Raw genomic sequence first — 25101 nt, forward strand, 5'->3', positions numbered from 1 at the left:
AAATATTTATAATAATACAACTTGTATTAGATAAAACGCAAAAGCACACTTGAGAGTAAACCAAGTGTGCTTTTGCGTTTCAAGGTAATTCTGCTGTATTCATCTCTTTCGTAACATTTTACTACCTTTTGAATAACCTATAAGGGAGATTAATAATACAAGGTGTAATTTTATGAAAAAAGTTTATATCTTTACTTTAATATCACTTGTACTTATATTTGTGGAAACTCCCTCAAGCCTAATCAACGCTATTCTATATTCCATTGGCATAATTCCTATTGCTATTTTGTTAGGCGACTTTACTTCGGATATATCTGAATTGATTGGCGATAAAAAAGGAGGCCTTCTAGCTGCCACTATTGGCAATCTTCCGGAGCTTATGATGGGGCTTTTGTCCATTCGATATGGGATGCTTACAATGGTAAAATCCTCTATTATAGGATCAATTATAGGAAACATGCTTTTAGTGCTTGGGATTTCAATATTTTTTGGAGGCATTAAATATAAAGAGCAGGAATTTAATAAGCTCGTAGCCAGAACAAATTTTAATATGCTGCTGCTTGCAATGTCAGCTATAATCCTTATGGCTTCCTTAAACAGATACAGCACATTAACAGTAAAAATGTCCTCTGCCATAAGCGTTAAAATGGCAGTAGTACTTATACTGGTTTATATTTTAGGACTTATATTTTCACTGTATACGCATAGTAACTTGTTTGTAGTTAGTGAAAATAAAGAAGAGATAGAAATAACGAAATCCAAAAATATAAAGGTGCTGTTTATGGGCCTAGTCTTAGAAACGGTACTTCTGTATATCTTGAGCGAGAAGCTTATTTATAATATTAGGGACATAGTTAATACCTATAAGATTTCTCAGGAGTTCCTAGGAATTATACTTATTCCCATACTAGGCAACATTGGAGAAAATGTTTCAGCAATAATTAGTGCGCTTAACAATAAGGTGAATTTAAGTTTGGAAATAGCTATAGGCTCCAGCATACAGATGTCTCTATTTGTTACCCCGATTTTGATTATATTTGCATTCTTTACAGCAGTACCTATGACTTTCGTATTTACCACCTTTCAAATTATAATTGCACTTATAGCAGTAGGAATGTCCTTCTTTGTGTTTCAAGATGGAAAAACCTATTGGCTAGAAGGGGCTATACTCATTTCTATCTATGTTATGATAACCATTGGATATTATTATATTGCATAATTTTAAATAAAAAAAGACACCGGATATGGGGGTATCCGGTGTCAAATGGGGTTTATCATGGGGATATATTATAATATTAAAATATGGGGAATTATATTAATGTTTCCTTACGGCACGAGATTAGTATAGCACACATATTTTGTGCTTTACAATAGTAAAACTTAAAGTTTTTATTTTAAATAAATTCGCACAATTTCGACATGAATCTTTTTATATTTTAAATAGCAAAAAAGATAAATAGCTTAGCAGTAAACTTATTATCCCAATCAAAAGTGCAACCAGCTTTGATTTTCTGTTGTTTTTAGATTTGTAAACGATTAGTATAGCACATATAATTCCGACAGGCATGCGAAATTTGTCGTTGATGGTTATGTAGACTAAAGTTAGCAGCCAAATGCCTAAAAGTTTTAAGGAAATAAAGCGCTCTTCTTGTTGCTTTTTATTTTTTGCTATAAAAATAAAAGGAGAGGATATTAATAATGTTAGTAAAGGCATATTCACCACACCTAAGATTAATTCTGTATAGTATATGAAGGATATAACCATAAAAATGAAAAAATATATTATATACTCTCCATTAAATTGAAGAATTTAATGGAAAAGTGGTATAATTATAGAAGAGCACTTGTTTATAAAGAAGACATTAATAATCCTTATGTGCTTATAAGGAATACAGAAGGCGTAAGAATCGATAATTCTTATGGACTTTTTAGGAATACAGGAGGCATAAGAATTGATAATTCTTATGTGCTCTTAAGGAATACAGGAGGGGCATATGAAGAAAAAGTTTCAGGAATTCAAGGATTTTATAAAAGGTAAGAATACAGCTGTAGTTGGAATAGGGGTAAGCAATATTCCTCTTATAAGATTTCTTTTAGAATTAGGGGCTAAAGTTAGCGCCTTTGATAAAAAAACTGAAGAACAGCTTGGAGAGGTAGCGGAAGAATTTAAGTCTAAGGGTGTTAACCTAGTTCTTGGAGAAAACTATTTGGATAATTTAACAGGCTATGAGGTTGTTTTTAAAACTCCTTCTATGAGAATTGACAGCCCTTGCTTGGTTAGAGCTAAGGCAGAAGGAGCTTATGTTACTTCTGAGATTGAGGAATTCGTTAGATATTGTCCAGCTAAAATGTTTGGTGTTACGGGCAGCGATGGAAAGACAACCACTACAAGCCTTATGTATAACATTTTAAAGCAAGAAGGCTATAAGACTTGGGTAGGTGGGAATATTGGAACACCGCTTTTTGCTCAAATTGAAGAAATAGAGGAAACTGACAAGGTTGTGCTGGAACTTTCAAGCTTTCAGACTATGACTATGACCGTATCCCCTGAGGTTTCTGTTATAACAAACTTAAGTCCAAATCACTTGGATATTCATAAGGATATGGAAGAGTATGTAGATGCAAAGAAAAATATATTTAAATACCAAGACACCAATGGGATTCTAATACTAAACAGAGATAATGAAATTACTAACTCTATGGTTGGTGAAGCCATGGGTTTAGTATTTCAGTTTAGCACTAAGGAAGTCATCGAAGATGGAGCTTATTACAAAGATGGAGCTTTGTATTTAATGGGGCAGGAAGTGTGTAAGGCTGAGGATATTGTTATTAAGGGAATGCACAATGTGGAAAACTATCTTGCTGCCTTCTGTGCGTTAAAGGATGATGTATCTATAGAAAGCATGAGAAAGGTTGCTACAACCTTTCCAGGAGTTGAACACAGAATTGAATTTGTTAGAGATTTTGAAGGTGTTAAATATTATAACAGTTCTATAGCTTCCAGTCCTTCAAGAACACTTGCAGATATTAAGGTGTTTGGAAAGCCTATTATTTTAATTGCAGGAGGCTATGATAAGAAGATTCCTTTTGAACCTCTTGCAGAAGAAGGCTATCCCTATATAAAGAAGCTTGTACTTCTGGGAGCTACGAGGGAAAAGATAAAGGCTGCCTTTGAGAAAATTATAGAAGAAAAGAATTTAAATATGCCAATAATAATGGCCAATTCCTTTGAGGATGCAGTGGAAAAGGCTAGAACAGCTTCTGAAGACAAGGATGTAGTGCTCCTTGCTCCAGCGTGTGCCAGCTTTGATATGTTTGTTAACTTTGAGGTTAGAGGAAATAGATTTAAAGAAATAGTTAATGAATTGAAATAAATTAGTCTAGATAGATTAACAAGACTGCTGATTAGTTTGTTTTGGAGGTGCAAAAATATATTGTTTTTGCACTTTCTTTATTCTGTTTAAATAAATCCTTATTTAGTACATATAACTAAAATACAGTATAAGAAAGGAGGGCAAGCCTTGAGTTCTAGGATATATATAATTATTGCTTTAATATTAGCTATCAGATTAATAATTGCGTATTATCAAAGAATTAATAGATCTACATTTACGGTTATGACATATAACATAGCTTCGGGGCATAAGCCTGATGGTGAAAGAAACGAAAGTCTTATAAATAGCTACTTCAAAGCAAAAAAACCAGGCATAATAGGTTTAAATGAGGTTGATATCAATACTAATAGAAGCAATACTACAAATCAGCTATCTGTAGTATCAAATAACTTGAACTATAATATGGCTTTCTCAAAATCTTTAGATTTTCAGGGGGGATATTACGGAAACGGATTACTTACAAAATATGATATTTTGCAGCAGAAACAAATTTTGTTATATAATGAGCAGAATTCTGAGCAGAGAAGCTTGCTTCATACTGTGATAAATGTACAGGGGGTTAACGTAAATGCACTGGTAACTCACTTGGAGTACAATAGCAAGGATGTAAGAACCAAGCAATTGGCGTATATTAAAGACTACATAAAAAAATTAAGTGGGCCTATTATAATAATGGGTGACTTTAATTTAGAGAGCTCCTTAGAATTAGAGATGATGACCAATGAATTTAATATAATATATGGTTCAAGCATTCTGGTTACATTTCCATCTGAAAACAGTACTCTTGATTATATACTTTATTCTAAAAATTTAGATTTAAAAAGCTATGTTGTTGATAAGAAGAATTACTCTGATCATTATCCTGTTTCGGCCACATTTTCATTTAAAGAATTAAAATAATAAAAAAGGATTGTCACACTTAGAAATTATTTTCTATTGTGAGACAATCCTTTTTTATTGCCTCAGAATTAGAATATAGTGAAGCTTGTTTTAATATAATGAATACTGAATTCAAGTTATTTAATAAATACAAAAGGAGTGAACAAATATGCATGATACTATTTTATTGAATAAGATTTCTGATGCTGTAAATCAGGTTTGCGGCATGAACAATATTAAGAAGGTAAATAAATTGGCTGTTGTTGTAAATAATAACAGTCACGTAAATGAAGAAAATCTTTATGATCACCTACAATATGCATGTGCAAACTTGATAGGAGAGTGGACGGAAATTCAAGTTCAAAGAGATGATATATTAGAGCAAACAGCTATCCTTCACAGCATTGAGGGGGAGAAGAGTGAAGAATAAAAAAGATGAGGCTGATGTCAGAAGCTATCTTGTAAAGATATATGGCGTTGTTCAAGGTGTGGGTTTTCGCCCCTTTGTTTATAGGAAAGCAAGGGAGTTTAAAATACTAGGCTGGGTAGAGAATGCAGGTGGTGCAGTAATAATTGACTGCAGTGGGACAAAGGCTAATCTTAAACACTTTCTTACAGAGATTGTAAAAAATCCGCCAGCGCTTTCGAAAATTGAAAGAGTTCGGTGTATTTCTAAAGCTTATACTTTTGCAGAAGGGTTTGTAATTAAAGAAAGTATTCAAGATAGAAAACAAGTAAGGTTCATATCCCCAGATGTTGCAGTATGTCCAAAATGCCTAGAGGATGTTAGAAGAAGTGGAACCTCTCGATATAGGTATGCTTTTACAAACTGTACAGAATGTGGACCTAGATATTCTATTATAAAAGCTCTGCCTTATGATAGGATTTCCACAACTATGCAGACCTTTTCTATGTGCAGTACTTGTGATGATGAGTACCATAATCCGCTCAGCAGACGGTTTCATGCTCAACCTAACTGTTGTGATAAGTGTGGTCCTGAGCTTTTTCTAACTGATAACAAAGGAAACAGGATTAGATGCCAGGATGCTATAAAAGAGACTATAAAGCTTCTTAAGGACGGAAAAATACTAGCTATTAAAGGAGTTGGCGGTTTTCACCTAGTTTGTGATGCGAGAAATGAAGTTGCAATTAAGACTTTAAGAAATAGAAAGCTGAGGAAACATAAGCCTTTTGCTTTAATGGCAAGAGACATGGAGGCTGTAAAGGAGATTTGTTATGCTTCAGAAAAGGAAGAAGAACTTTTAACGAGCAATAAGAGACCTATTGTAATTATGAAAAAGATAGAGTTTTCTGCGTTGACTGATGTTATAGCTCCAGCGCAAAAGAGTCTTGGAGTGATGCTTCCCTATGCTCCCTTGCACTACCTATTGTTTGACGAAGAGCTAAGACTTTTGATTATGACAAGTGCAAATATCAGCGGTATGCCTATAGAGTATAGAAATGAAGAAGCAATTGCACATTTACATAAAGTTGCGGATTACTTTTTAATGAATAATAGGGATATTTATGTTCCTATAGATGATTCTGTAGTTAAGGTGATTGAAGAAAGAGAAGCTATTATTAGAAGAGCAAGAGGTTATGTACCTTATTCAGTGAGAGCAGATACTGAAAGGCAGATAGTTGCCCTTGGAGCAGAGCAGAAGAATACGGTGTGTATTTCTAAAAACGGCTATATAAACATGAGTCAATATTTAGGGGATTTGGAGCAATTAAGCTGCTACGAGAATTTTCAGTATGTGCTAAAACACCTAGTGGAACTATTTGACGTGAATGCGGAAATTATTGTACATGATATGCACCCAGGTTACTTAAGTACGCAATATGCTAAGGCCCAAAAAGTAGAGACTCTTGAGATTCAGCATCATCATGCACATATGGTAAGCTGTATGGCTGAACATTTACTTTATGAGCCTGTAATAGGAGTTGTCTTTGATGGTACAGGTTTTGGATTAGATGAAGCAGTATGGGGTGGGGAGTTTTTAGTAGGTACAAGAAAATCCTTTATAAGAGCGGGACACTTAGAATATATAAGCATTCAAGGCGGTGAGAAGGCTGTAAGAGAGCCTTGGAGATGTGCAGCAAGCTATCTTTATGCTCTGGGATACGACTCAGTAAAGGTAATACAGGGCGTGGAAAGAGAAAAGCTTGAAGGTGTTAAACAAGCTTTGAAAGCAGGACTAAACTGTTTTTTATCGTCCAGTATTGGAAGGCTTTTTGATGCAGTAGCAGTACTAATAGGGCTTAGAAATAATATAACTTATGATGGACAGGCTGCTATTGAACTAGAAGGTATTATTGAAGAGGATATAGATGAACTGTATTGCTGTCAGATTAAAGATAATGATGGTTCACTTTGTGTTGAGTATGAATGGATTATTCGCGGAGTAGTACAGGATGCTGAAAGAGGAGAGTCACCCTCTAGGATATCTGCAAAATTTCATAATACTTTAGCTCTTGCAGCATCCAGTATGGTTTGTTTATTAAGAATAAAATACGGAATAAATAAGGTTGTTCTTAGCGGAGGAGTTTTCGAGAATCAATATCTCTTAAAAAAACTTCATAAAAGTCTATTAGAGAATGATTTTGAAGTGTTTTATAATCAGCAAATACCTATTAATGATGGAGGAATCTCATTTGGACAGCTACATGCTGCCAGTGCAATGATGGAGGATAGATATGTGTCTTGCAGTACCAGCTAAAATAGTTTCTATAGAAGAAAATGTTGCAAAAGTAGATGTTATGGGAATGGAAAGTAGTGTTAATATACAGCTTATTGAAGAGCCTAAAGCTGGGGAATATATATTGGTTCATGCTGGTTGTGCTATTCAGAGAATCGATAGTAATCATTTTGAGGACTTGCAGAGTATCTTTCAAGCAATTTTAGAGGAAGATTATAATTATGAGGAACCAAGAATTGATTAAGGAAATGGTCTTAAGAATTAAGCAGTTTCCTAGTAAGGAATTGAATATAATGGAGGTTTGCGGAACCCATACACAAGCTATTTCAAGGTTAGGTATCAGGCAGCTGTTTGAGCCTAATATTCATCTATTATCTGGTCCAGGCTGCCCTGTTTGTGTAACCCCCGAGGCTTATATAGACACTGCTATAGAAATTTTACAGTATCCGAATACTGCTATAGCTACCTTTGGGGATATGATGAGAGTAAGAGGGACTAAAGAAACCTTAATGGAGCAAAAGGCAAAGGGGAAGGATATTCGCATAGTGTATTCGCCTTTAGCTGCAATTAGCTTGGCAAAGCAGAATGTGGATAAGGAAATTGTGTTCTTAGGAGTAGGGTTTGAAACTACTTCACCTTTAATTGCTTTAGCCGTTAAGCTTTCCAAGGAGAGGAGTATAAAAAATATATCTTTTCTTATGGGGATGAAGAGAATGGAGCCTGTATTGAATCAAATACTCTCTAATAATGATCACAAAATCCATGGCTTAATATGTCCGGGGCATGTTGCAGCTGTGGTGGGAGAAGATTATTTTAGGTTTGTTACAGAACAGTATAACGTTCCAGCGGTAATAGCTGGCTTTGAGGCTGAAGATATTTTAGGAGCCTTATATTTTTTGATAAGACAGCAGGAACAAAATAAAAAATCCTTTGTTAATTTATATAAAGCTTGCGTAGCTCCTAATGGAAATAAAAAGGCTAAAGAAATTATAGAGGAGGTTTCTACATACTGTGATGTTGAGTGGAGAGGCATAGGAAGGATTAGGAGCTCAGGGTTTGCTTTAAGAGCAGAATATAAAGAGTATGATGCGTTGCTCAAGCTTGGTATAAAAAGCTGCAGCGGTTCAGAAATACGTTGTGTTTGCAGCGAGGTATTATTAGGCAAAAAGCTGCCTAATAGATGTAAGTTGTTTGGAACAGTTTGCACACCAGAATATCCAGCTGGTCCTTGTATGGTATCTTCTGAGGGCGCATGTGCAGTTTATTACAAATATAAGCTTTAGTATAATTGGGGTGATGGGATGGAAGGAGTTATTCAACTTGCTCATGGTGATGGAGCTAAATATACTCAAAGGCTCATTCGGCAGGTCTTCTACAAGTATTTTAACAATAAGCTTCTATTAGATGGACAGGATTCAGCTACTTTCCCAGCTATGCAAGGAAAAATGGCGTTCACTACGGATTCATTTGTTGTAAAACCTTTGTTTTTCTCAGGCGGTAACATAGGTAAGCTTGCTGTTTGTGGTACAATAAACGATTTGGTCGCATCTGGAGCAAAGCCTCTCTATTTGAGTGCAGGATTTATACTAGAGGAGGGGTTTCCGATTGGAAAACTAGAAGAGATAGTTAAGTCTATGGCTGAAACTTGTATGGAAACAGGGGTTAATGTTATTGCTGGAGATACAAAGGTAGTTGAAAAGGGCAGCGTAGACGGGCTGTTCATTAATACAAGCGGTATTGGGAAAGTCTTAAAGGGATATGAAATTAAGCCCATAGAAGCAGGAGATAAAATTATAATAACTGGTTGTATAGGTGAGCATGGTACCACTATTGCCCTTGAAAGATATAATGTAAATATAAGAGGAGATATAAAAAGTGATTGTGCACCACTGCTATCATTTTTGGAATTACTTCAGGAAGATTTACATTGCATAAAAATAATGAGGGATCCTACCCGCGGAGGATTAGCTACAGTGCTTCATGAATTTTCAGAGCTTTCTAATCTAGGAGTGCATATTTTTGAAGAGGATATTCCGATAAGCATAGGGGTTAGAGCTTCTAGCAGCCTTTTGGGGCTAGATCCATTCTATATGGCCTGCGAAGGTAGAATGATTCTAGTAGTCAAGGAAGGCGAAGCACAGAAGATACTAAATAAAATTCAGGCTGTAGAAAATGGTGAGAATGCTAGAATTATAGGAAGCTTTGTGAAGGGCCCTCAGGATAAGATATTTGTAGAAAATTACTTCGGAGGCAAAAGAATATTGGCTCCATTAGAGGGAAATATGCTTCCTAGAATATGTTAAGATGGTTAGTGCATCTAAGTCCGTGGATATGAGGCGCGGGCTTTTTATTTTAGGTTGTATTCAAGTACATTATTGAAATTTGAATTGTATCGTAATTTACAAGATTTCAATTATATATGGCAAACTTACCGGGTGTATCAATTAGCGAATACTAAAGTAAGATGTAGAAAAATAGAGGAATTAATATCTAATTTAACATATTGCTTACTAACTCTATTATATGATAAGCATAATGTGATAATATTAATGACGTCGCTTGAAGCGGTAAGAGTGCTCAATATTAGACGAACTGTAAGAAAGTATTACCAGTAAGTTTGATGTTGACAAGGTGGATTAATCCTGATAAGATAATTCACACAGTAGCAAACAGCTACTAAAACAAATTAGTTTCACCACAAATTACCAACAAAAAAATGTTGACAAATTGATGTGGAATTGATAAAATATAAAAGCTGTCAGATGACGGCAAACAAATTGGTCTTTGAAAATTAAACAGAGAATATAAAGGTAAATGACCAGCAATTCTTTTGAAGTTGAATAACTNCTTTTATATATTTCAGCTGCTTTTGTGCTAACATATTTTGAGGCAGCCCCTTTAAGCTTGTTTCCCTATACTTTTAAGCTTGAAGCTTTTGGAAGGTTTTGATTCCATATGTGCTTAGAATATAGTATAGAATTATATCTACTACAGCAAAAGCACCTGCAAGAATTCCAAAGGAAATCCAAATATTGAACCCCAGCTTTATGATGCCAAACACGGTTGCACCGCCTATAGCAAAGCCAAGAAACATTACTATAAGAACATTCATATTTTGCTTAACAGCTCTTTGCTCATTATCCCATTGAAGCTTTGGAAAGCTTAAATCTACTAGTAGCCCTATAAAGGCATCAAAGATTGTTATTAAAATTCCTAAAACAACAACTTGAACTAACAAGTAAACTGGTGGAATTATTATTACCATTGCTGCAACTATCATAAGACCTATACCAATAAGGTTTAGCAATATTGATGATAAAGCTTTTGCAATTAACTGCTTTTTATAGCTTATTGGCAAGTATTTGCACACAAATATGTTTTGACCCTCTCTTGATATTGCAGTACAGGATGTTGGATTAGCAACTGCTATAAACATCATAATACCAAAGGCAGCTGCAATTATAAATCCTGGAAGATTACCTGCATTTACTACTGCTCTCACTTCCTTTAAGCCTTGCATCGCATCAGGCTGAGAAAAAATAGGTACCATTAGAATAACAGGAAACAAGAAACTTATAAGCACACAATTCATGAAATAAGCAGGCGTTCTAAATAGAATTCTTAATTCCTTAAACAAATATGATTTAATTGCTGAACTTTGTGTTGTGCTTTCTTCAAATTCTTCACTGCTTAGCTTCTTTCTTTTCGAGGAGGATTGTGTGATTCCTATTACTCCCTTGAAATAGAGAGCTTCGCCAAGTACTAACAGTATTAGTAAAAATGCTATAGTAATAACCAAGAATAAAAGAATATTTATTAACCCCTTTAGTTCTCCGCTAAAAACAAGCGCATTAACTGCTAGCTTCGCACTAGGAATGAAGCTTGACATTGTATTCACTAGAGAATTATTGCCTTGAGCCATAAGCATCAGAAGCTGCTCTGGATCTTGGTTATTTGCTCCTAGTCTTTGGAAAAATATATTTATGCCTACTGATAGGATAATTACAAATATACCTGCAACGGTATTAAATAAATCCTTGTTTTTAGCAAAAGGAGTAAATCTCATTATAACCATGGTTATAAAAGCTGCAATAACAAGCGGCACAACAGGAAGAGTTAAAAATACCAAAATCGCGTATAAATAATAAACTACTCCTGCTTTACTCATAACTCCGAAGGTAATCATTATTGGGAGCAAGAATACAAGCTCAGTCAAATATTCATAAATTGCTACTACTGTAAACTTAGCCCCAAGTATTGTTGAAGGCTTTAAAGGCAAAGGCAGCAGCTTCTCTATGTCCATTGAGAAATAAAAAGTGGACATAACATAGAATATACCGAAAATAAATATTACTAATGAAGCCGCTGAAACTCCAAGCACAAGTATAAAACCTTCCTGATTCATGCTTACAAGAGAACCATAGGAACCAGCTGCCATTGCTACAAAACCTGCAACCATAGGAAGGAAGGCAACTGCCATAAGTACTAAAAGAGCTATAGTTTTAGGGAGCTTTTTCTTATCCTTTTGTACTAAAGCTTCTCCTGTATTCTTTAGTAGAACCTTAGTTAATGCAAAAAACTTATTCATTTTCTGTCAACTCCAAGAACATATTCTCAAGTGAACCATTGGATTTAAAGTGCTCCCTCATCTCTTCCAATGTGCCGCTGAATAGAATATTGCCTTTATTTATTATAGCAACCTTGTCGCAAATTTTTTCTGCCACTTCAAGCACGTGAGTTGAAAAAAATACAGTCTTTCCACTTGAAGCATGTTCTCTCATCATTTCCTTTAATGTGTATGAAGCTTTTGGATCTAAGCCTGTTAGAGGTTCATCTAAAATCCATACAGAAGGATCATGAACTAATGCACCCATAAGTACAATCTTTTGTCTCATTCCATGAGAATAACTTTGAATTTTATCCCCTAAAGCATCCGCAAGTTCAAATCTTTTGGCTAGGTTTTGAATTCTCTCTTTTCTAACTTCCTTGGGCACATCGTACATATCTGCCATGAAGTTTAGATACTCAACTCCCTTGAGTCTTAGAAACATATCAGGACTATCTGGAACATAGGCAAACTGTTTTTTAGCTTCAAGAGGCTTATCCTTTATGCTTATGCCATTTACCTTTATGTCTCCGCCGTCTGGATTAAGTATACCTGTAATCATTTTTATTGTGGTACTTTTCCCAGCACCGTTTGGTCCCAAAAATCCGAATATCATTCCTTCCGGGATATTCAGGCTTAAGCTGTCTACTGCTTTGATAGAGCCGTTATAGCTTTTGCTTACATTATTAATTTCTATCATTTCTATTCCCCCTTGTTTTTTCTTCTTAGCACGTAAAGATTATTAATTCTTGCATGCCTTAAGTTGTTTGTGCAAAATTTAACAACTATGTAATAATTATATACCGCTATAGTATTAGTTTCAAGTTATCCTAATCATTGTTATATGTTATTTAATAACTCTTTTAAGCATATTATAAAACTTTAAATACTTTATCTCCTTCTATCTTAAATTATCTCCCTTTATCTCAACTTTAAAACATTATTCTAGTTAAAGTTATTGCCATAATTACAGCTGTTATATCAGCTAAAATTGCCGCCCAAAGCGTGTGCCTGATTTTTTTTATATTTACTGCGCCAAAATAAACAGTAAGAGTATAAAAAATTGTTTCTGTTGTACCCATAATTACCGAGGACAATCTTCCAATAAAGCTATCTGGCCCATGCTTTATAAGAATATCTGAAAGCACACCTAAGGCACCACTACCCGATAAAGGCTTTATCAATACTAAGGGAACTACTTCAGGTGGAAGTCCTATTAGTTTTACTGCAGGCTTTACTAAAGCTATAAAATAGTCTAATGCTTTAGATTCTCTAAATACAGCTATGGCAACAAGCATTGCCAAAAGAAACGGAAAAATTCTTAGACATATAGTTAACCCTTCCTTAGCCCCTTCAACAAAACATTCATAGACTTTAACCTTCTTTACCATGCCGTAAACTACTATAGCCATTATTATTAACGCAATTATGGATGTAAGCAGATAGTTTCCTAACCAACTAAGCATATCAATCTCCCTCCTAAAAATATCTTTGCAGTATTTTGCAGTATATTACTCCCATAACAGCTGCCACAGTAGTAGCAAGTATGGCAGGAATGATTATTTCTCCTGGATTTGCAGCACCGCTTGCTGCTCTAACTGAAATTACTGTAGTAGGAACAAGCTGTATACAAGCAGCGTTGAGAACTAAAAATAAAGACATATCGTTGCTGGCTCTTCCTTTTTCAGGGTTAAGCCTATCCATTTCTTCCATTGCCTTTATACCAAAGGGGGTTGCTGCATTAGAAAGTCCCATCATATTTGCAGTAAGATTCATCACTATAGCGCCCATAGCTTTCTCATCTCTAGCTGCATCTTTAAAAATAAGCCCTAGTATAGGTCTAAGAAGCTTGGCTAATTTTTCAGTAAGCCCACTTTTCTCGGCAATTCTCATAACACCGCACCAAATACACATTAGTCCTGCGAGTTTAATAATAAACTCAACTGTTGATCCAGCACTAGTGACTACAGCTTTTGAAACCAAATCTCCTCTACCGGTAAGTACTCCAACTCCTATGCCGCAAACTAAGATAATAAACCAAATTACATTAATCATCTTTTTCTCTCCTCCCAATAAAAATGAGAATATAAGAATATAAGAAGTTATATTCTTATATTCTTAAGTATTATAGATATCTATGAAAAGCCACATTTATTTATATGTTAGAAGATGCATAGTCTTGCATTTAATTTTATATAATGATACCATTTAAGAATATAGAGGCTTAAGCTGGAGGATAAAAATGACTGTTAGAGATATAATGAAATATATCGAAAGCGAATTTAAGATTATCAATCACACTCCCTGTGAAATATGCGGAGGCGATTACTTTGCTGAAGATACACATATTGCTATAATAGATGATGTTCCGTACGACCTATGTACATGTACTTGTTCAAACTGTGGGCATGAAAAGACTTTTGAATTCTCTGCTCCATTTTTAGAAAATAAACAATCAAGAAAGAATTTGAACTAAAGGAAGGGAAACTAATGAAGGAAGACAATTTAAAACTAGTTCACCAAGATATTGATGAAGCATTAGCTGCTATCGAAAACATGGAAGAGGATTTAAAAAACGAAACTCTTTCAACAGATGGGGTTAAGGAAAAATTCATGTTCCTTTCTCAAAAGCTCCAAGAGCTTGAAAATATTTTAAAAACTGAAGGAATAATATAAAATAATGCCTGAAGCAAATAGCTTCAGGCATTATTTTTAATCTCAATTATATTTTGAAAGAATAATCTCAAATTCTTCCTTAACAACAGGCTTACTAAATAGAAAGCCCTGCATCTCATAACAATTCTTTTCAATTAAAAAGCTGCTCTGCTCTTCTGTTTCAACACCCTCTGCAATTATTCCAAGCTTTAGTTTTTTAGCGATGTCTATAATAGCATCAATTATTGCACCATAGGCAGAGTTGCTGTTTATATCATTAATAAACGACCTATCTATTTTAAGAGTATCCACTGGAATGTTTCTTAAATACTTTAAAGAGGAATAGCCTGTTCCAAAGTCGTCTAGAGCAATACTTATTCCCATCTCTTTAAGTTTCCTTAGATTCTTTACGATAAGCTCCATATTTTTCATAGCCATAGTTTCAGTAACTTCTAACTCCAAATACTCAGGATTTAGCCCTGTTTCTTTTAATATCTCATCTACTACCTCTTGAAGGTTATTTTCCTCAAATTGCCTAACAGAAAGATTTACAGCTACTCTCATAGGTGGATATCCTGAATCCTGCCAAAGTTTATTTTGTGCACAAGCATTTCTTAATACCCACTTTCCAATTGGGACTATAAGACCTGTTTCTTCAGCCAAGTCTATAAATTTTCCTGGCGGTACAAGACCAAGCTTAGGACTTTTCCATCTTACTAAAGCTTCCATACCTACAAGCTTGCCAGTAAGCGCATTAAACTTAGGCTGATAATGCAGAACAAGCTCATCATTTTCAAGAGCATGGTGAAGAGAATTTTCAATAACTATCTGCTCATAGGCTTCTTTGTTCATGCCAGTATTATAAAACTCATAATTATTTCTACCGCTATTTTTAACTCTATACATTGACATATCAGCATTCTTCATAAGAGTAACCGCATCTTCCCCGTGCTCTGGATAAATACTTATACCTATGCTAGTTGTTATATGAATCTCAATACCATCAAGCTCAAAAGGAGTTTTAATAAGTTGTAAAATTTTATAAGCAAGCTCTGCAGCCTCTTCAGCGGCTTTAATATTTGATTGAATAAAAATAAATTCATCTCCACCAACCCTGGCAGTAAATACAGAATCATTTGTAAGGGTTTTGAATCTATCTGCAGCCTCCTTTAGGAGCTTGTCTCCAATAAGATGTCCCATTGTATCATTAACCTTTTTATATCTATCCAAATCTATAAAAAGTACAGCTATCCTTTCCTCGTTAGCTTTTGCCTTATCTAAAGCCTTTATAATATATTCGCTAAAGTGCTTTTTATTAGGCAAATCAGTAACAGGATCATAATAGGCCAATTTATTAAGCTTCTCTTCTGATTTCTTTCTTTCAGATATATCTCTAACTATATCTAATGAAATATACTTTCCATTAAATAGAGCTCCTTTAGAGCTTACTTCAACATAAAAGGTTGAACCATCTTTTCTTTTATGGACAGCTTCAAAACGACTTTCCTCAGGAACATAATTATATTTACTTTCTCTTAAATCATTAATATTCATGCCCAAAAGCTCGCTATACTGATACCCATAAGCTTCTTCTGCAGCTTTGTTAGCTTCTAATATAGTTCCATCTTCTTTTATAAGAAGCATTATATCCCTTGCATTATCTTTAATAAATTCATACTTTAGAGCAATATCCCTTAGTCGTTTTATCTTATCCTCATCATCTGAAATCTCAATTTCATTATTCATCCACTTCCTCCTTTCCACATTATTAACACTATACTGCGAAATATCTACATTTTTCGCACAGAGTATATTATTTTATCGGCTAATTTATCGATTTTCTTAAGTATAACTTTAACATTTTCATATATATTATAAGAATTTAGAGAAAGCATTACATATCTATTTTAAAATCTACTTAAATATAAAAAATGAAGAACGAAAAACTTATTCAATTTTTCGTTCTTCATTTTTTATATTTAATATATTTTATGCAAAGTATCTATCTAAAAGGCCCTTAAACGCCTTTCCGTGTCTTGCTTCATCCTTAGCCATTTCATGTACTGTATCATGAACTGCATCATAGCCTAATTGCTTAGCTAAAGTTGCAAGTTCTTTCTTTCCTGCAGTTGCACCATTTTCAGCAATAACTCTCATTTCAAGATTCTTCTTTGTTGAATTTGTAACTACTTCGCCAAGTAATTCGCAGAACTTAGCAGCATGCTCAGCTTCTTCATAAGCAGCCTTTTCGTAATACATTCCTACTTCTGGATAACCTTCTCTGTGGGCTTGTCTAGCCATTGCTAAATATAAACCTACTTCAAAGCACTCTCCATAAAGATTTTCCTTTAATCCAGCTATTACTCTCTCGTCTAAACCTTGAGCGACTCCTACTCTATGTTCATCTGCCCAAACAAGTTCACCTGATTGCTCCTCAAATTTTTCTGCTGGAGCCTTACATACTGGACACTTTTCTGGTGCAGCCTCTCCTTCATAAATAAATCCACATACCTTACATACAAACTTTTTCATTTTAAACCATCCTCCTAATAAATTAAATTCATTCCCTTTAAATAATTTATATTTATAAATAATTATTTTCCCAACAATTAATATGATACCATTTTTTCCATTTATGTCAATAAGGAAAATAAAAAAAGATTACCACATGGTAATCTTTTTTTTAATATACTATATTTTATAAACCTAGCAAGGAATCAATTTTTTCTTTATCGAAGCCAAGAACTGTGTCTCTCTCAATCTTTATAACAGGAACGCTCATAAATCCCATACTCATTAGTTCTTTTCTATAGGTAGGTTCTTTAATATTTCTTTCTTCATAAGAGATTCCATTTTCCTTTAAATATTCCTTTGCCTGTCCGCAGTATGTGCAGGTATTTGATGTGTAAACTATAACTTCTTTCATTATATGTCCCTCCTGTATTCCTTTTTTGTACGTAAAGATTATTAATCTTTACGCCTCCTGTATTCCTTTTTTGTACATAAAGATTATCAATCTTTATGTCTCCTGTATTCTTTTTTTATACATAAAGACTAATAATCTTTATGCCTCTTATATTAATTGTATGCCATAATAATTACTAGTATCCATTACTTAAATAGTATTTAAGTAATAATAATTATTAATTAAATTGTACTCTATGGACAAATTGTTTGTCAATCAAAATATAAGTTTGATTATGTTAACTTTTTTTATACAATAATATATACTAAGATAAGTTGATTATTTTAAGTCCTTAAGGAGTGATAAGCATGGTTCATAAAAATCCAATTATACATCATGATAAAAACGAAGAATTAAGAATAAATAAATTTATAAGCGAAAAAGGCATCTGCTCTAGAAGAGAAGCTGATAAGTTGATTGAAACTGGCAGAGTTACTATTAATGGCTTAAAAGCTCAAACAGGATCAAAAGTTAAATCTACCGATGAAGTAAGGGTTGATGGTAAGCTTCTATCTGAAAGAGAGAAACTTGTGTATATAGCATTAAACAAGCCTGTAGGCATAACCAGTACTACTGAACATAAAGTGAAAGGAAACATAGTAGATTTTATCAATTATCCACAAAGAATTTTCCCAATTGGAAGACTTGATAAAGATTCTGAAGGCTTAATAATATTAACTAATGATGGAGATATAGTTAATAAAATACTTAGAGCAGGCAACAATCACGACAAAGAATATATAGTAACAGTAGATAAGCCTATAACTTCTGAATTTATAAAAGGGATGTCCAGCGGAGTTAGTATCTTAGATACCATAACCAAGCCCTGCATAGTCACTAAGGAAGGAAAAAACACCTTTAGAATTATCCTTACTCAAGGATTAAACAGGCAAATAAGAAGAATGTGTGAGGTTTTTGGATATAAAGTAGTAAAGCTTAAAAGAATTAGAATTATGAATATACATCTAAAAGACTTATCCACAGGAAAGTGGAGATACCTCACAAAGGAAGAACTAGAAACCTTGAATTCATTGATAACTTCATCTGTAAAAACTGAGGAGGCCTCAAAGCTTTAAAGACATAATTCACATTATCCACAGCCATTATGTTGATAACTTGTTATTTTTAGATAATAAACTTTATTATTTGATGATTATTAAAAGACCTGGTGAAAAACACCAGGTCTTTGTCTTATACTATTTTACTTCTTTAGCAAATTGAGTTTTAAAAGCATCGTTTATAGCATTGTCAACTTTTTTAACATCCTTTAATGCTGGCTCGTCTTTATCGTTAACTGTCATATTAACTTCATATAAATCTGTTGGAACCTTGCTAGCATCAATAGCAACAACATATACCTTATGCTCTTTGTTCATTTTAACATTTTTGTAGTAGTTGTATGTCTTAGCATTAGCTTTAACATCAACATTTTTTTCTTTCATTGCATTAGCTACAATTGTGTCAGCCTTAGCTGCATAAGCCTTGCTAGGAGTTGTAAGCTTAATAACATTTATATCTGTAAAGTAATTATCTTTGTTTGCCATATTATCTAATATGTCTCCAAACTTAGTTACTTCCTTAGGCTTAAACTCATCTTTCTTTGGTGCTGAAGTAGCTGGTGTGTTTGCGTTTTGTTTAGTATCACTAGTATTGCTTTTGCTGCAGGCAGCTAATGAAAATACTAATACTGATGCAAGAATAACTGATAAGAATTTTTTCATTCGAACCCTCTCCTTTTATATAAAATATGTACATGCTTATTATAACACGTTTCACAAATTATTCAATATTTATAACATTTTTTATTCTGATTTTTACAAATCTGCAACTTTCTATTCATACCCATTAATTAGGTGTAAAACAAATCCTTCAACATTATCCACACCCCCTGTTAATAAGCTGTTAATTTTATGTGAGTTATGTCTCTTCAAGCATAGATTTCTATAAAAATTGTGTACACAAAAAATTCAAGCAATATATATTGTAGATAACCCAACAAAATATATTGCTTTATAAACATTATCCACAATTATGTGGATAACCTGTGTGTAATTTTTTGAAAAGTTTATTTTACTGAAGTTTTCCTTTTATAATGAGTCTGTGCGTTGCAACTCGTATAGGTGTGCAGGTAACGAGAGTTATTGTAGCATCCTTAGTCTTATCAAGTACTGATACTTCAGTAGGTTCTACAACCTTTTTTTCGTAAACTCTATATGTAAATTCACCTTTTTTAGTTTTCACGGTAATATCATCACCAATGTTAAGCTCGTCCAACCTATTGAAATACTCGCTATAAGTATAACTTCTATGCCCAGCCACTGCAAAATTACCCTTTTCTCCAGGCATGGCAGTTCCTTCAAAATGCCCCACTGCATATTTTAAAGTATTATTGTCTATACCTTCACCAACTGCAACCTTTAAATCTATTTTGGGGATTTTGATTATGCCAATTGCAGCATTTACATCTTCTGAAGGAGGTTTTGCATTTGGAGATGCTTCTATTTCAGAAGATTGAGCATTTTCATTTCCAAGATCTTCATCAACCTTTTGAATAGTTTTCTCAAAAGCCTCCAACATGGCCTGCTGTTGCCTATTGGCGCTATATCTCATAAATAATGCACTTCCTATAATACTTAACCCCATAAATATAAAAATAATTCCTATTATTCTTCTCTTCAAGCATACCCCTCCCTAATAATTAACATATTTTTCAAATACAATTATATCATAGAAATTAAGTGCCATCGAGTTATAGGTAGAATTGTATATTATCTTTACAGAACGTTCATAATATTATCAATTAACATTTATATCCATATATGGTATGCTTATAATAAGGCTATTTAAATTGTTTTTTGGGGGCGGTGTTATGAAAAATAATATAATATGGGTTGATTTCACTGCAAAAATGAAAAGCAAGAGTGAACCTAAAGGTTTTTTTGCGGACATTATAAACAGTATAAAATCAAAACTTAAATCTTCGAAAAAATACAATCCTAAACCAAAACTTTTGGATAATAATCATAAGTCTATTTTATGAAAATAATAAACTCTCATAATCCATTTCAAAGGAAAATGAGAGTTTATTTTTATGTTCTAAAGATTACTGTTTCTTTACTAAACATATATCTGGCAAACAATACCGAACCTATTATATAAACAGCTATCCAACCAAAGGTTATTCCTATATGGCTATAGTTATATATTCCTGAAATAAATTCCTTCAAAAGGCAGGATACATTTGCAAGAGGAATGTGGAAGTAAAAGCTTTCAATATTTTTAGCATCAAGCATATAGGTAGCATAAGTCGGCACGAAAGATATCATCATAAGAGGGGATATATAAGTTTGTGCTTCCTTAAAGGAACGAGCATAAATGCTTATAGCAAGCTCTAGCGCCCCAAATACCATAGTGAGCAGCAGAGTAACTAATCCTATTAAAAGTATAATTGTTGTACCAATGTTGCCTGAAGCTCCTTCAAAAAGCCCGCCTTCTTGCCTCATAGCTATAAAAAGACCAGCCAACGAAGCTACTGATGTTAAAAGCCCCATTACAGTTATAGCAAAAAACTTTCCCCATAGGAGTGATAATCTTCCGGCTTGTGTCGTTAAAAGAGGTTCTAAGGTGCCTCTTTCCTTCTCCCCAGCACCAAGATCTACTGCTGCTCCCATTGGTCCTGCTACGCTGTAAATAACCAGCATAAGCGGCAGCATTAAAGATAACATAAACTTTCCAAATCCCTCTTCTTCCTTTACCGAAGTTTTCATTTCAACATTAACAGGATTTAAAATTTCTCCGCTTATATTTCTTTTTGATAGTCTTTGAGATACCACACCTTTTGAATAAGCATCTATAAAACCCTTAAGATTATTCATTGCAATTTGTGAAGCCTGACTTGAATTGTCATAAGTTATTTTAAGGCTTGCTAGAATTTCCTTTTCAATGCTTCCATCAAAATCCCTAGGAATCTCAAGAGCCGCTAGTATCTTTCCACTCTTGACGTCTTCGTCTATATTATCTGATTGTATGAGGTTTATATTCTTTTGAGTCTTGATAAACTCTGCTAAACTACTCTTCCCACTATTATCTACAATAGCTACCTTAAGATTATTTTCAACCTGCTTGGTTGTTTTATCCATGCTTTTTCCCATAACTAATGATAATACAGGAAACATTATAAGTGGGATAAGTATTCCGAGGATAAAGGTCTTTTTATCTCTAAATATATCCATAAGTTCTTTCTTAAAAACTATCCAACTGACTTTACTTCCCATAGCTATCACCTACTAACTGCATAAATATATCTTCCATGTTATCATTTCCATACTTTCTCTTTAAATCATCTACAGTTCCCTCTTCAAGTATCTTGCCTTTATGTATGATGACTATTCTATCGCAAAGTCTTTCTACCTCTGCCATGCTATGACTAGAAAATACTATGGCTTTATTATCTTCCTTGCATTTAATAATGAAATCCTGTACTATTCTTGCAGCGGTTACATCTAGTCCTGCTGTAGGCTCGTCAAACAGCATTATAGAAGGCTTATGAACTATAGACCTAGCTATTGCAACTTTCTGTTTCATGCCCCTTGAAAATTTCCCTACTCTTCTATCCATATATTCACTCATGTCCAAAACCTTAACTAAATAAGCTATGCTTTCATTAATTTCAGCCCTTTTCATGCCATTAAGCTCCGCGAAGTATCTTATGTTCTCTCTTGCTGTAAGTCTGTCATAAAGACCAACTTCACCTCCGAAGAGAATTCCGATTTCCCCTCTAACCTTGCTTTGATCTTTGGTTATATCATAACCATTTATAATAGCTGTACCTTCTGTAGGCTTAAGCATTGTAGCTATCATTCTTAGGGTTGTAGTCTTTCCAGCTCCATTTTCTCCTAGCAATCCAACTATTTCGCCCTTGTGTACCTTGAAACTTATACTGTCTACTGCTTTAATATTTTTAAAGTTCTTGCTTAAATTTAAAATCTCGACCAAGCTATTACCACCTTTTCTATAAATTAAGAATAAATGTCAGAAAATTCTATGTGAATTCTCTCAACCTTTCCATGAGGAATATCCAATGTTGCTGCCACTTCATCATAGGCAACAGTTCTTGAAGGAAGTTCAACTATAAATTCGCTTCCCTCACCATATATGCTTTCCACAGATATCTCTCCTCCATGAAGCTCAACAAGAGACTTAACAAGATTGAGCCCAATTCCACTGCCCTCAGTGTTACGAGTAAGGGATTTATCAACTTGCCTGAATCTATCGAATATAAGTTCCAATTTATCTTCTGGAATACCTATACCTGTATCCTTAACAGAAATTAATATAAACTCTCCTCTATCATAAATATTAACAGCGACTTTTCCTCCTGCGGGTGTAAATTTGACCGCGTTTGAGAGCAGGTTAAGCATTATTCTTTCAATCATATCAGCATCGCAAGCCAAGTGCTTTTCTTCTACCTCTGTATCAAATTCAATTTTTAAGTCCTTGCTTTCAATATATTGTGCAACTGACAAAGTTATGTCTTCTACAATGTTTATTATATTATGATTACAAAGATTAAGTTTTAAGAATCCCGAGTCCAGTTTAGTTAAATCAATCAGGTTATTAACAAGCCTCAACATTCTATAGCAATTTTGTCTCATACTTTTTGAATACTTGGATATATTTGCTTTATTTTCTAATACAGAATTGCTTTCAGAGTAATATTCGATAAGCTGTACAGCTCCAAATATTACATTTAGCGGAGTCCTAAGTTCATGAGAGATATTAGCCATAAACTCATTCTTTATTCTATCGTATTCAATAGCTTCCTTTAAAGCCTTATCTTTTTCTTCAGCTTTTTTCCTTTCGCTTATGTCTCCTAACACAACCAAACCTGCTGGTTTGTCTTTGAATACATACGGAACAGCCTTTGTTTCAACAAATATCTCATCACCATCGCTAGAAATCACTTTAATCTCATCTATATCCCCTTCAATGCTGTTATATACATCTTGTATTCTCCTTCTTGATACAGCTCGATAATCTGGATGTATAAACTCTAATATATCTTTATCTAATGCATCTTTATAATTTTCCAATTTAAAAAGTGATAAGGCAGCATTGTTTAAGTACACTATTTTTTCTTCACAATGAGTTATTATTGCATAAGGAAGAAAATCTAAGAGTTCCTGATATCTTCTTTTACTTTCCCTAAGCTTCTCTTCAACAGCCTTGCGCTCATTTATTTCTCCATTTAGCTTCTGATTAATCTTCATAAGAAGTCTCGTTTTAATTTCTAAACTGCTATTTATTTCAGTAAGCTTATAAAACAGCACATTGTATGGATTTTCTAAAGTAGTTTGAACTATTGCCTTATAAAGCAGATAGTAACTTATAAGCTTTAGTATATGCCCCGTAATTCCGATAAAATCTCCATAATACTTATAAAAAATAAAACATAATTCTGATGCAGTAAGAATACCTATTGAAGATATTAAAAATAGAGATATATTTTCATGAATCTTTTTCTTGTTTTTATAAAGAACTAAAACCACTAACATAAAAGTTAAGCATATAAAAATTTCGCTAATATATTTAAAACTAGCCCACCTTCCATAGACTGTATAAACCTTTGGAAATATTCTTAAGTTAAATATTGAAACAAACATCATAATTGATAAGGCATAGCAAATTCTTAAAAGGTTTGTAAGCTTGACAGGTTTGTTTTCTCTATTTATAAGCAGGCAAAATACTAAAAACGAAAATGCTTGTATCCATCTTGCAACTATTCTGAATTGTATTGTAACATCTCTAGACACTGCAGATATTAGATTCATTCCATCATAGGTTATTAAGTGCATAAAATCGAATATACTGGCAATAACAAAACATATTCCTAAAAAAATAAAATAATTGTTCTGTGATACCTTATGGGTATTTTTCGTTATTATAAATATACTACAACCAATAATAATACACGCTGTTTCATATACCAAATGAAATAGCGTATAGTTAATATAGCTTAAATAGTATGAACCAATTAAAACTAAAACTATAAACAAGCTGTTCTTTATCAAAGTTCCCTTATCAGAAAATCTATTCAAATTAGCCCACCTTTACCCTTCCTATAGACTATCCATAGCAATATATAAAATTACATTATTTGCCTTTATTTCATTTCCCCATAAATATATTCTACAATTACCTAATAATTCCTTCACATAAAACGGCTTAATGACAGCATTTGTACTCAAAATCGTTCCTTATATTTCTTCTTTTATCGACCGCTTTAGATAAATGTATTCTTCTCAGAATTTATGATAAAATAAAACTAATTAACTTATTGAAAGGAGAACTTTTATGAGAATTGGAATGGGCTATGATGTTCATAGATTAGTAGAAGGGCGAAAACTTATTATGGGAGGAATACACATTCCTTATGAAAAAGGTCTGCTTGGCCATTCAGACGCAGATGTACTGCTTCACGCAATAATGGACAGCCTTTTAGGGGCAGCTGCTCTTGGGGATATAGGAAAGCATTTCCCAGATACTGATGAATCTTATAAAGGAATATCAAGCATATTGCTTTTAAAGGAAGTTGGAAAGCTTATTAAAGAAAAAGGCTTTAAAATACAAAATATAGATTCAACTATAATAGCTCAAAAACCGAAGATGGCGCCTCACATACCTGCAATGGTAAGAAATATTGCTGAAGTCTTAGGAGTTTCAGAAGATAAAATCAATGTAAAAGCAACTACTGAAGAAGGGTTAGGCTTTACTGGACGAGGTGAAGGCATATCTTCTCAAAGCATTTGTCTGCTTGATTAATTGAAGCTGCTGAAAAAAACCTTCTATTTATTCTTTTCTACATACTTTTAAAACAAATATACGATATAATAAATGTAAAAA

The 25101-nt window shown here is 33.6% G+C and carries 26 protein-coding genes; 14 read left to right on the forward strand and 12 right to left on the reverse strand.

What is annotated here, in order from left to right:
- The first annotated feature begins 172 nt into the window (after positions 1 to 172).
- The 9 genes from cax (at position 173) to hypE (ending at position 9276) form a co-directional block, all read left to right on the forward strand.
- Complete coding sequence (gene cax / locus NBE98_RS05165; RefSeq protein WP_250813262.1) at positions 173 to 1219, forward strand: calcium/proton exchanger; 1047 nt, start codon at positions 173 to 175, stop codon at positions 1217 to 1219.
- A gap of 594 nt (positions 1220 to 1813) precedes the next feature.
- The gene (locus NBE98_RS05170) at positions 1814 to 2038 is read left to right on the forward strand and encodes a hypothetical protein (RefSeq protein ID WP_250813263.1); all 225 of its coding nucleotides are present in this window, start codon (positions 1814 to 1816) and stop codon (positions 2036 to 2038) included.
- Positions 1995 to 3374 carry a UDP-N-acetylmuramoyl-L-alanine--D-glutamate ligase gene (gene murD / locus NBE98_RS05175; RefSeq protein WP_250813265.1) on the forward strand — a complete coding sequence of 460 codons (1380 nt, stop codon included), beginning with the start codon at positions 1995 to 1997 and terminating at the stop codon, positions 3372 to 3374. The genes NBE98_RS05170 and murD overlap by 44 nt, the downstream gene beginning before the upstream one ends.
- Positions 3375 to 3521: 147 nt before the next feature.
- Positions 3522 to 4295, forward strand: coding sequence for an endonuclease/exonuclease/phosphatase family protein (locus NBE98_RS05180; RefSeq protein ID WP_250813267.1), 774 nt, complete (start codon positions 3522 to 3524; stop codon positions 4293 to 4295).
- Positions 4296 to 4443: 148 nt separating this feature from the next.
- Positions 4444 to 4704 carry a hypothetical protein gene (locus NBE98_RS05185; protein ID WP_250813270.1) on the forward strand — a complete coding sequence of 87 codons (261 nt, stop codon included), beginning with the start codon at positions 4444 to 4446 and terminating at the stop codon, positions 4702 to 4704.
- Entirely contained in the window at positions 4694 to 6994 is a 2301-nt protein-coding gene (gene hypF, locus NBE98_RS05190) for a carbamoyltransferase HypF (RefSeq protein WP_250813274.1), read from the forward strand. Before NBE98_RS05185 ends, hypF begins: the two co-directional genes overlap by 11 nt.
- Positions 6972 to 7217, forward strand: coding sequence for a HypC/HybG/HupF family hydrogenase formation chaperone (locus NBE98_RS05195; protein WP_250813275.1), 246 nt, complete (start codon positions 6972 to 6974; stop codon positions 7215 to 7217). Before hypF ends, NBE98_RS05195 begins: the two co-directional genes overlap by 23 nt.
- A complete protein-coding gene (hypD, locus tag NBE98_RS05200; RefSeq protein WP_250813277.1) occupies positions 7195 to 8256 on the forward strand; it encodes a hydrogenase formation protein HypD in 1062 nt (353 codons plus the stop codon). The genes NBE98_RS05195 and hypD overlap by 23 nt, the downstream gene beginning before the upstream one ends.
- A gap of 18 nt (positions 8257 to 8274) precedes the next feature.
- Positions 8275 to 9276 carry a hydrogenase expression/formation protein HypE gene (hypE, locus tag NBE98_RS05205; protein WP_250813278.1) on the forward strand — a complete coding sequence of 334 codons (1002 nt, stop codon included), beginning with the start codon at positions 8275 to 8277 and terminating at the stop codon, positions 9274 to 9276.
- 617 nt (positions 9277 to 9893) lie between these two features.
- Here hypE and NBE98_RS05210 read toward each other — a convergent pair.
- The 4 genes from NBE98_RS05210 to NBE98_RS05225 form a co-directional block, all read right to left on the reverse strand.
- Positions 9894 to 11561 (reverse strand): putative ABC transporter permease subunit, encoded by a 1668-nt coding sequence (locus tag NBE98_RS05210; RefSeq protein WP_250813280.1) that lies wholly within the window; start codon positions 11559 to 11561, stop codon positions 9894 to 9896.
- The gene (locus tag NBE98_RS05215; protein ID WP_250813283.1) at positions 11554 to 12279 is read right to left on the reverse strand and encodes an ABC transporter ATP-binding protein; all 726 of its coding nucleotides are present in this window, start codon (positions 12277 to 12279) and stop codon (positions 11554 to 11556) included. Before NBE98_RS05215 ends, NBE98_RS05210 begins: the two co-directional genes overlap by 8 nt.
- A 232-nt stretch (positions 12280 to 12511) precedes the next feature.
- A complete protein-coding gene (locus NBE98_RS05220; protein WP_284703604.1) occupies positions 12512 to 13045 on the reverse strand; it encodes a spore maturation protein in 534 nt (177 codons plus the stop codon).
- Positions 13046 to 13058: 13 nt separating this feature from the next.
- A complete protein-coding gene (locus tag NBE98_RS05225) occupies positions 13059 to 13634 on the reverse strand; it encodes a nucleoside recognition domain-containing protein (protein WP_250813285.1) in 576 nt (191 codons plus the stop codon).
- A 187-nt stretch (positions 13635 to 13821) separates the two neighbouring features.
- Between NBE98_RS05225 and NBE98_RS05230 the strand changes: the two genes are divergently transcribed.
- Positions 13822 to 14055 carry a metal-binding protein gene (locus tag NBE98_RS05230; protein WP_250813286.1) on the forward strand — a complete coding sequence of 78 codons (234 nt, stop codon included), beginning with the start codon at positions 13822 to 13824 and terminating at the stop codon, positions 14053 to 14055.
- Between the two features lie 14 nt (positions 14056 to 14069).
- The gene (locus tag NBE98_RS05235; RefSeq protein ID WP_250813288.1) at positions 14070 to 14255 is read left to right on the forward strand and encodes a hypothetical protein; all 186 of its coding nucleotides are present in this window, start codon (positions 14070 to 14072) and stop codon (positions 14253 to 14255) included.
- A gap of 42 nt (positions 14256 to 14297) precedes the next feature.
- Here the strand turns inward: NBE98_RS05235 and NBE98_RS05240 are convergent, their stop codons facing one another.
- From NBE98_RS05240 to NBE98_RS05250, 3 genes are all read right to left on the reverse strand, one after another.
- Entirely contained in the window at positions 14298 to 15980 is a 1683-nt protein-coding gene (locus NBE98_RS05240; protein ID WP_250813290.1) for a sensor domain-containing protein, read from the reverse strand.
- A 243-nt stretch (positions 15981 to 16223) separates the two neighbouring features.
- Positions 16224 to 16766: an NADH peroxidase gene (locus NBE98_RS05245; RefSeq protein ID WP_250813292.1), complete on the reverse strand. Its 543-nt coding sequence runs from the start codon at positions 16764 to 16766 to the stop codon at positions 16224 to 16226.
- Positions 16767 to 16932: 166 nt separating this feature from the next.
- Positions 16933 to 17160 (reverse strand): glutaredoxin family protein, encoded by a 228-nt coding sequence (locus tag NBE98_RS05250; RefSeq protein WP_284703605.1) that lies wholly within the window; start codon positions 17158 to 17160, stop codon positions 16933 to 16935.
- 347 nt (positions 17161 to 17507) lie between these two features.
- Here NBE98_RS05250 and rluF point away from each other — a divergent pair, with 347 nt between their 5' ends.
- On the forward strand, positions 17508 to 18275 hold the full coding sequence (rluF, locus tag NBE98_RS05255; RefSeq protein ID WP_250813294.1) for a 23S rRNA pseudouridine(2604) synthase RluF: 768 nt from the start codon (positions 17508 to 17510) through the stop codon (positions 18273 to 18275).
- Positions 18276 to 18395: 120 nt separating this feature from the next.
- Here the strand turns inward: rluF and NBE98_RS05260 are convergent, their stop codons facing one another.
- A complete protein-coding gene (locus NBE98_RS05260; RefSeq protein ID WP_250813296.1) occupies positions 18396 to 18920 on the reverse strand; it encodes a hypothetical protein in 525 nt (174 codons plus the stop codon).
- Positions 18921 to 19269: 349 nt separating this feature from the next.
- Positions 19270 to 19878 (reverse strand): class D sortase, encoded by a 609-nt coding sequence (locus NBE98_RS05265; RefSeq protein ID WP_250813298.1) that lies wholly within the window; start codon positions 19876 to 19878, stop codon positions 19270 to 19272.
- A 190-nt stretch (positions 19879 to 20068) separates the two neighbouring features.
- Between NBE98_RS05265 and NBE98_RS05270 the strand changes: the two genes are divergently transcribed.
- The gene (locus NBE98_RS05270; RefSeq protein ID WP_250813300.1) at positions 20069 to 20239 is read left to right on the forward strand and encodes a hypothetical protein; all 171 of its coding nucleotides are present in this window, start codon (positions 20069 to 20071) and stop codon (positions 20237 to 20239) included.
- A gap of 49 nt (positions 20240 to 20288) precedes the next feature.
- Here the strand turns inward: NBE98_RS05270 and NBE98_RS05275 are convergent, their stop codons facing one another.
- Genes NBE98_RS05275 through NBE98_RS05285 form a run of 3 tightly spaced genes read right to left on the reverse strand, consistent with a single transcriptional unit; the run spans position 20289 to position 24296 of the window.
- Positions 20289 to 21473: an ABC transporter permease gene (locus NBE98_RS05275; RefSeq protein ID WP_250813303.1), complete on the reverse strand. Its 1185-nt coding sequence runs from the start codon at positions 21471 to 21473 to the stop codon at positions 20289 to 20291.
- The gene (locus NBE98_RS05280) at positions 21463 to 22194 is read right to left on the reverse strand and encodes an ABC transporter ATP-binding protein (RefSeq protein ID WP_250813304.1); all 732 of its coding nucleotides are present in this window, start codon (positions 22192 to 22194) and stop codon (positions 21463 to 21465) included. The genes NBE98_RS05275 and NBE98_RS05280 overlap by 11 nt, the downstream gene beginning before the upstream one ends.
- A gap of 23 nt (positions 22195 to 22217) precedes the next feature.
- Positions 22218 to 24296, reverse strand: a complete 2079-nt coding sequence (locus NBE98_RS05285; RefSeq protein ID WP_250813305.1) for a sensor histidine kinase — start codon at positions 24294 to 24296, stop codon at positions 22218 to 22220.
- 256 nt (positions 24297 to 24552) lie between these two features.
- Here NBE98_RS05285 and ispF point away from each other — a divergent pair, with 256 nt between their 5' ends.
- A complete protein-coding gene (gene ispF, locus NBE98_RS05290; protein WP_250813307.1) occupies positions 24553 to 25020 on the forward strand; it encodes a 2-C-methyl-D-erythritol 2,4-cyclodiphosphate synthase in 468 nt (155 codons plus the stop codon).
- The last annotated feature ends 81 nt before the right edge of the window (positions 25021 to 25101 follow it).

The organism is Clostridium swellfunianum (genome assembly GCF_023656515.1).
Taxonomy (GTDB): domain Bacteria; phylum Bacillota; class Clostridia; order Clostridiales; family Clostridiaceae; genus Clostridium_AT; species Clostridium_AT swellfunianum.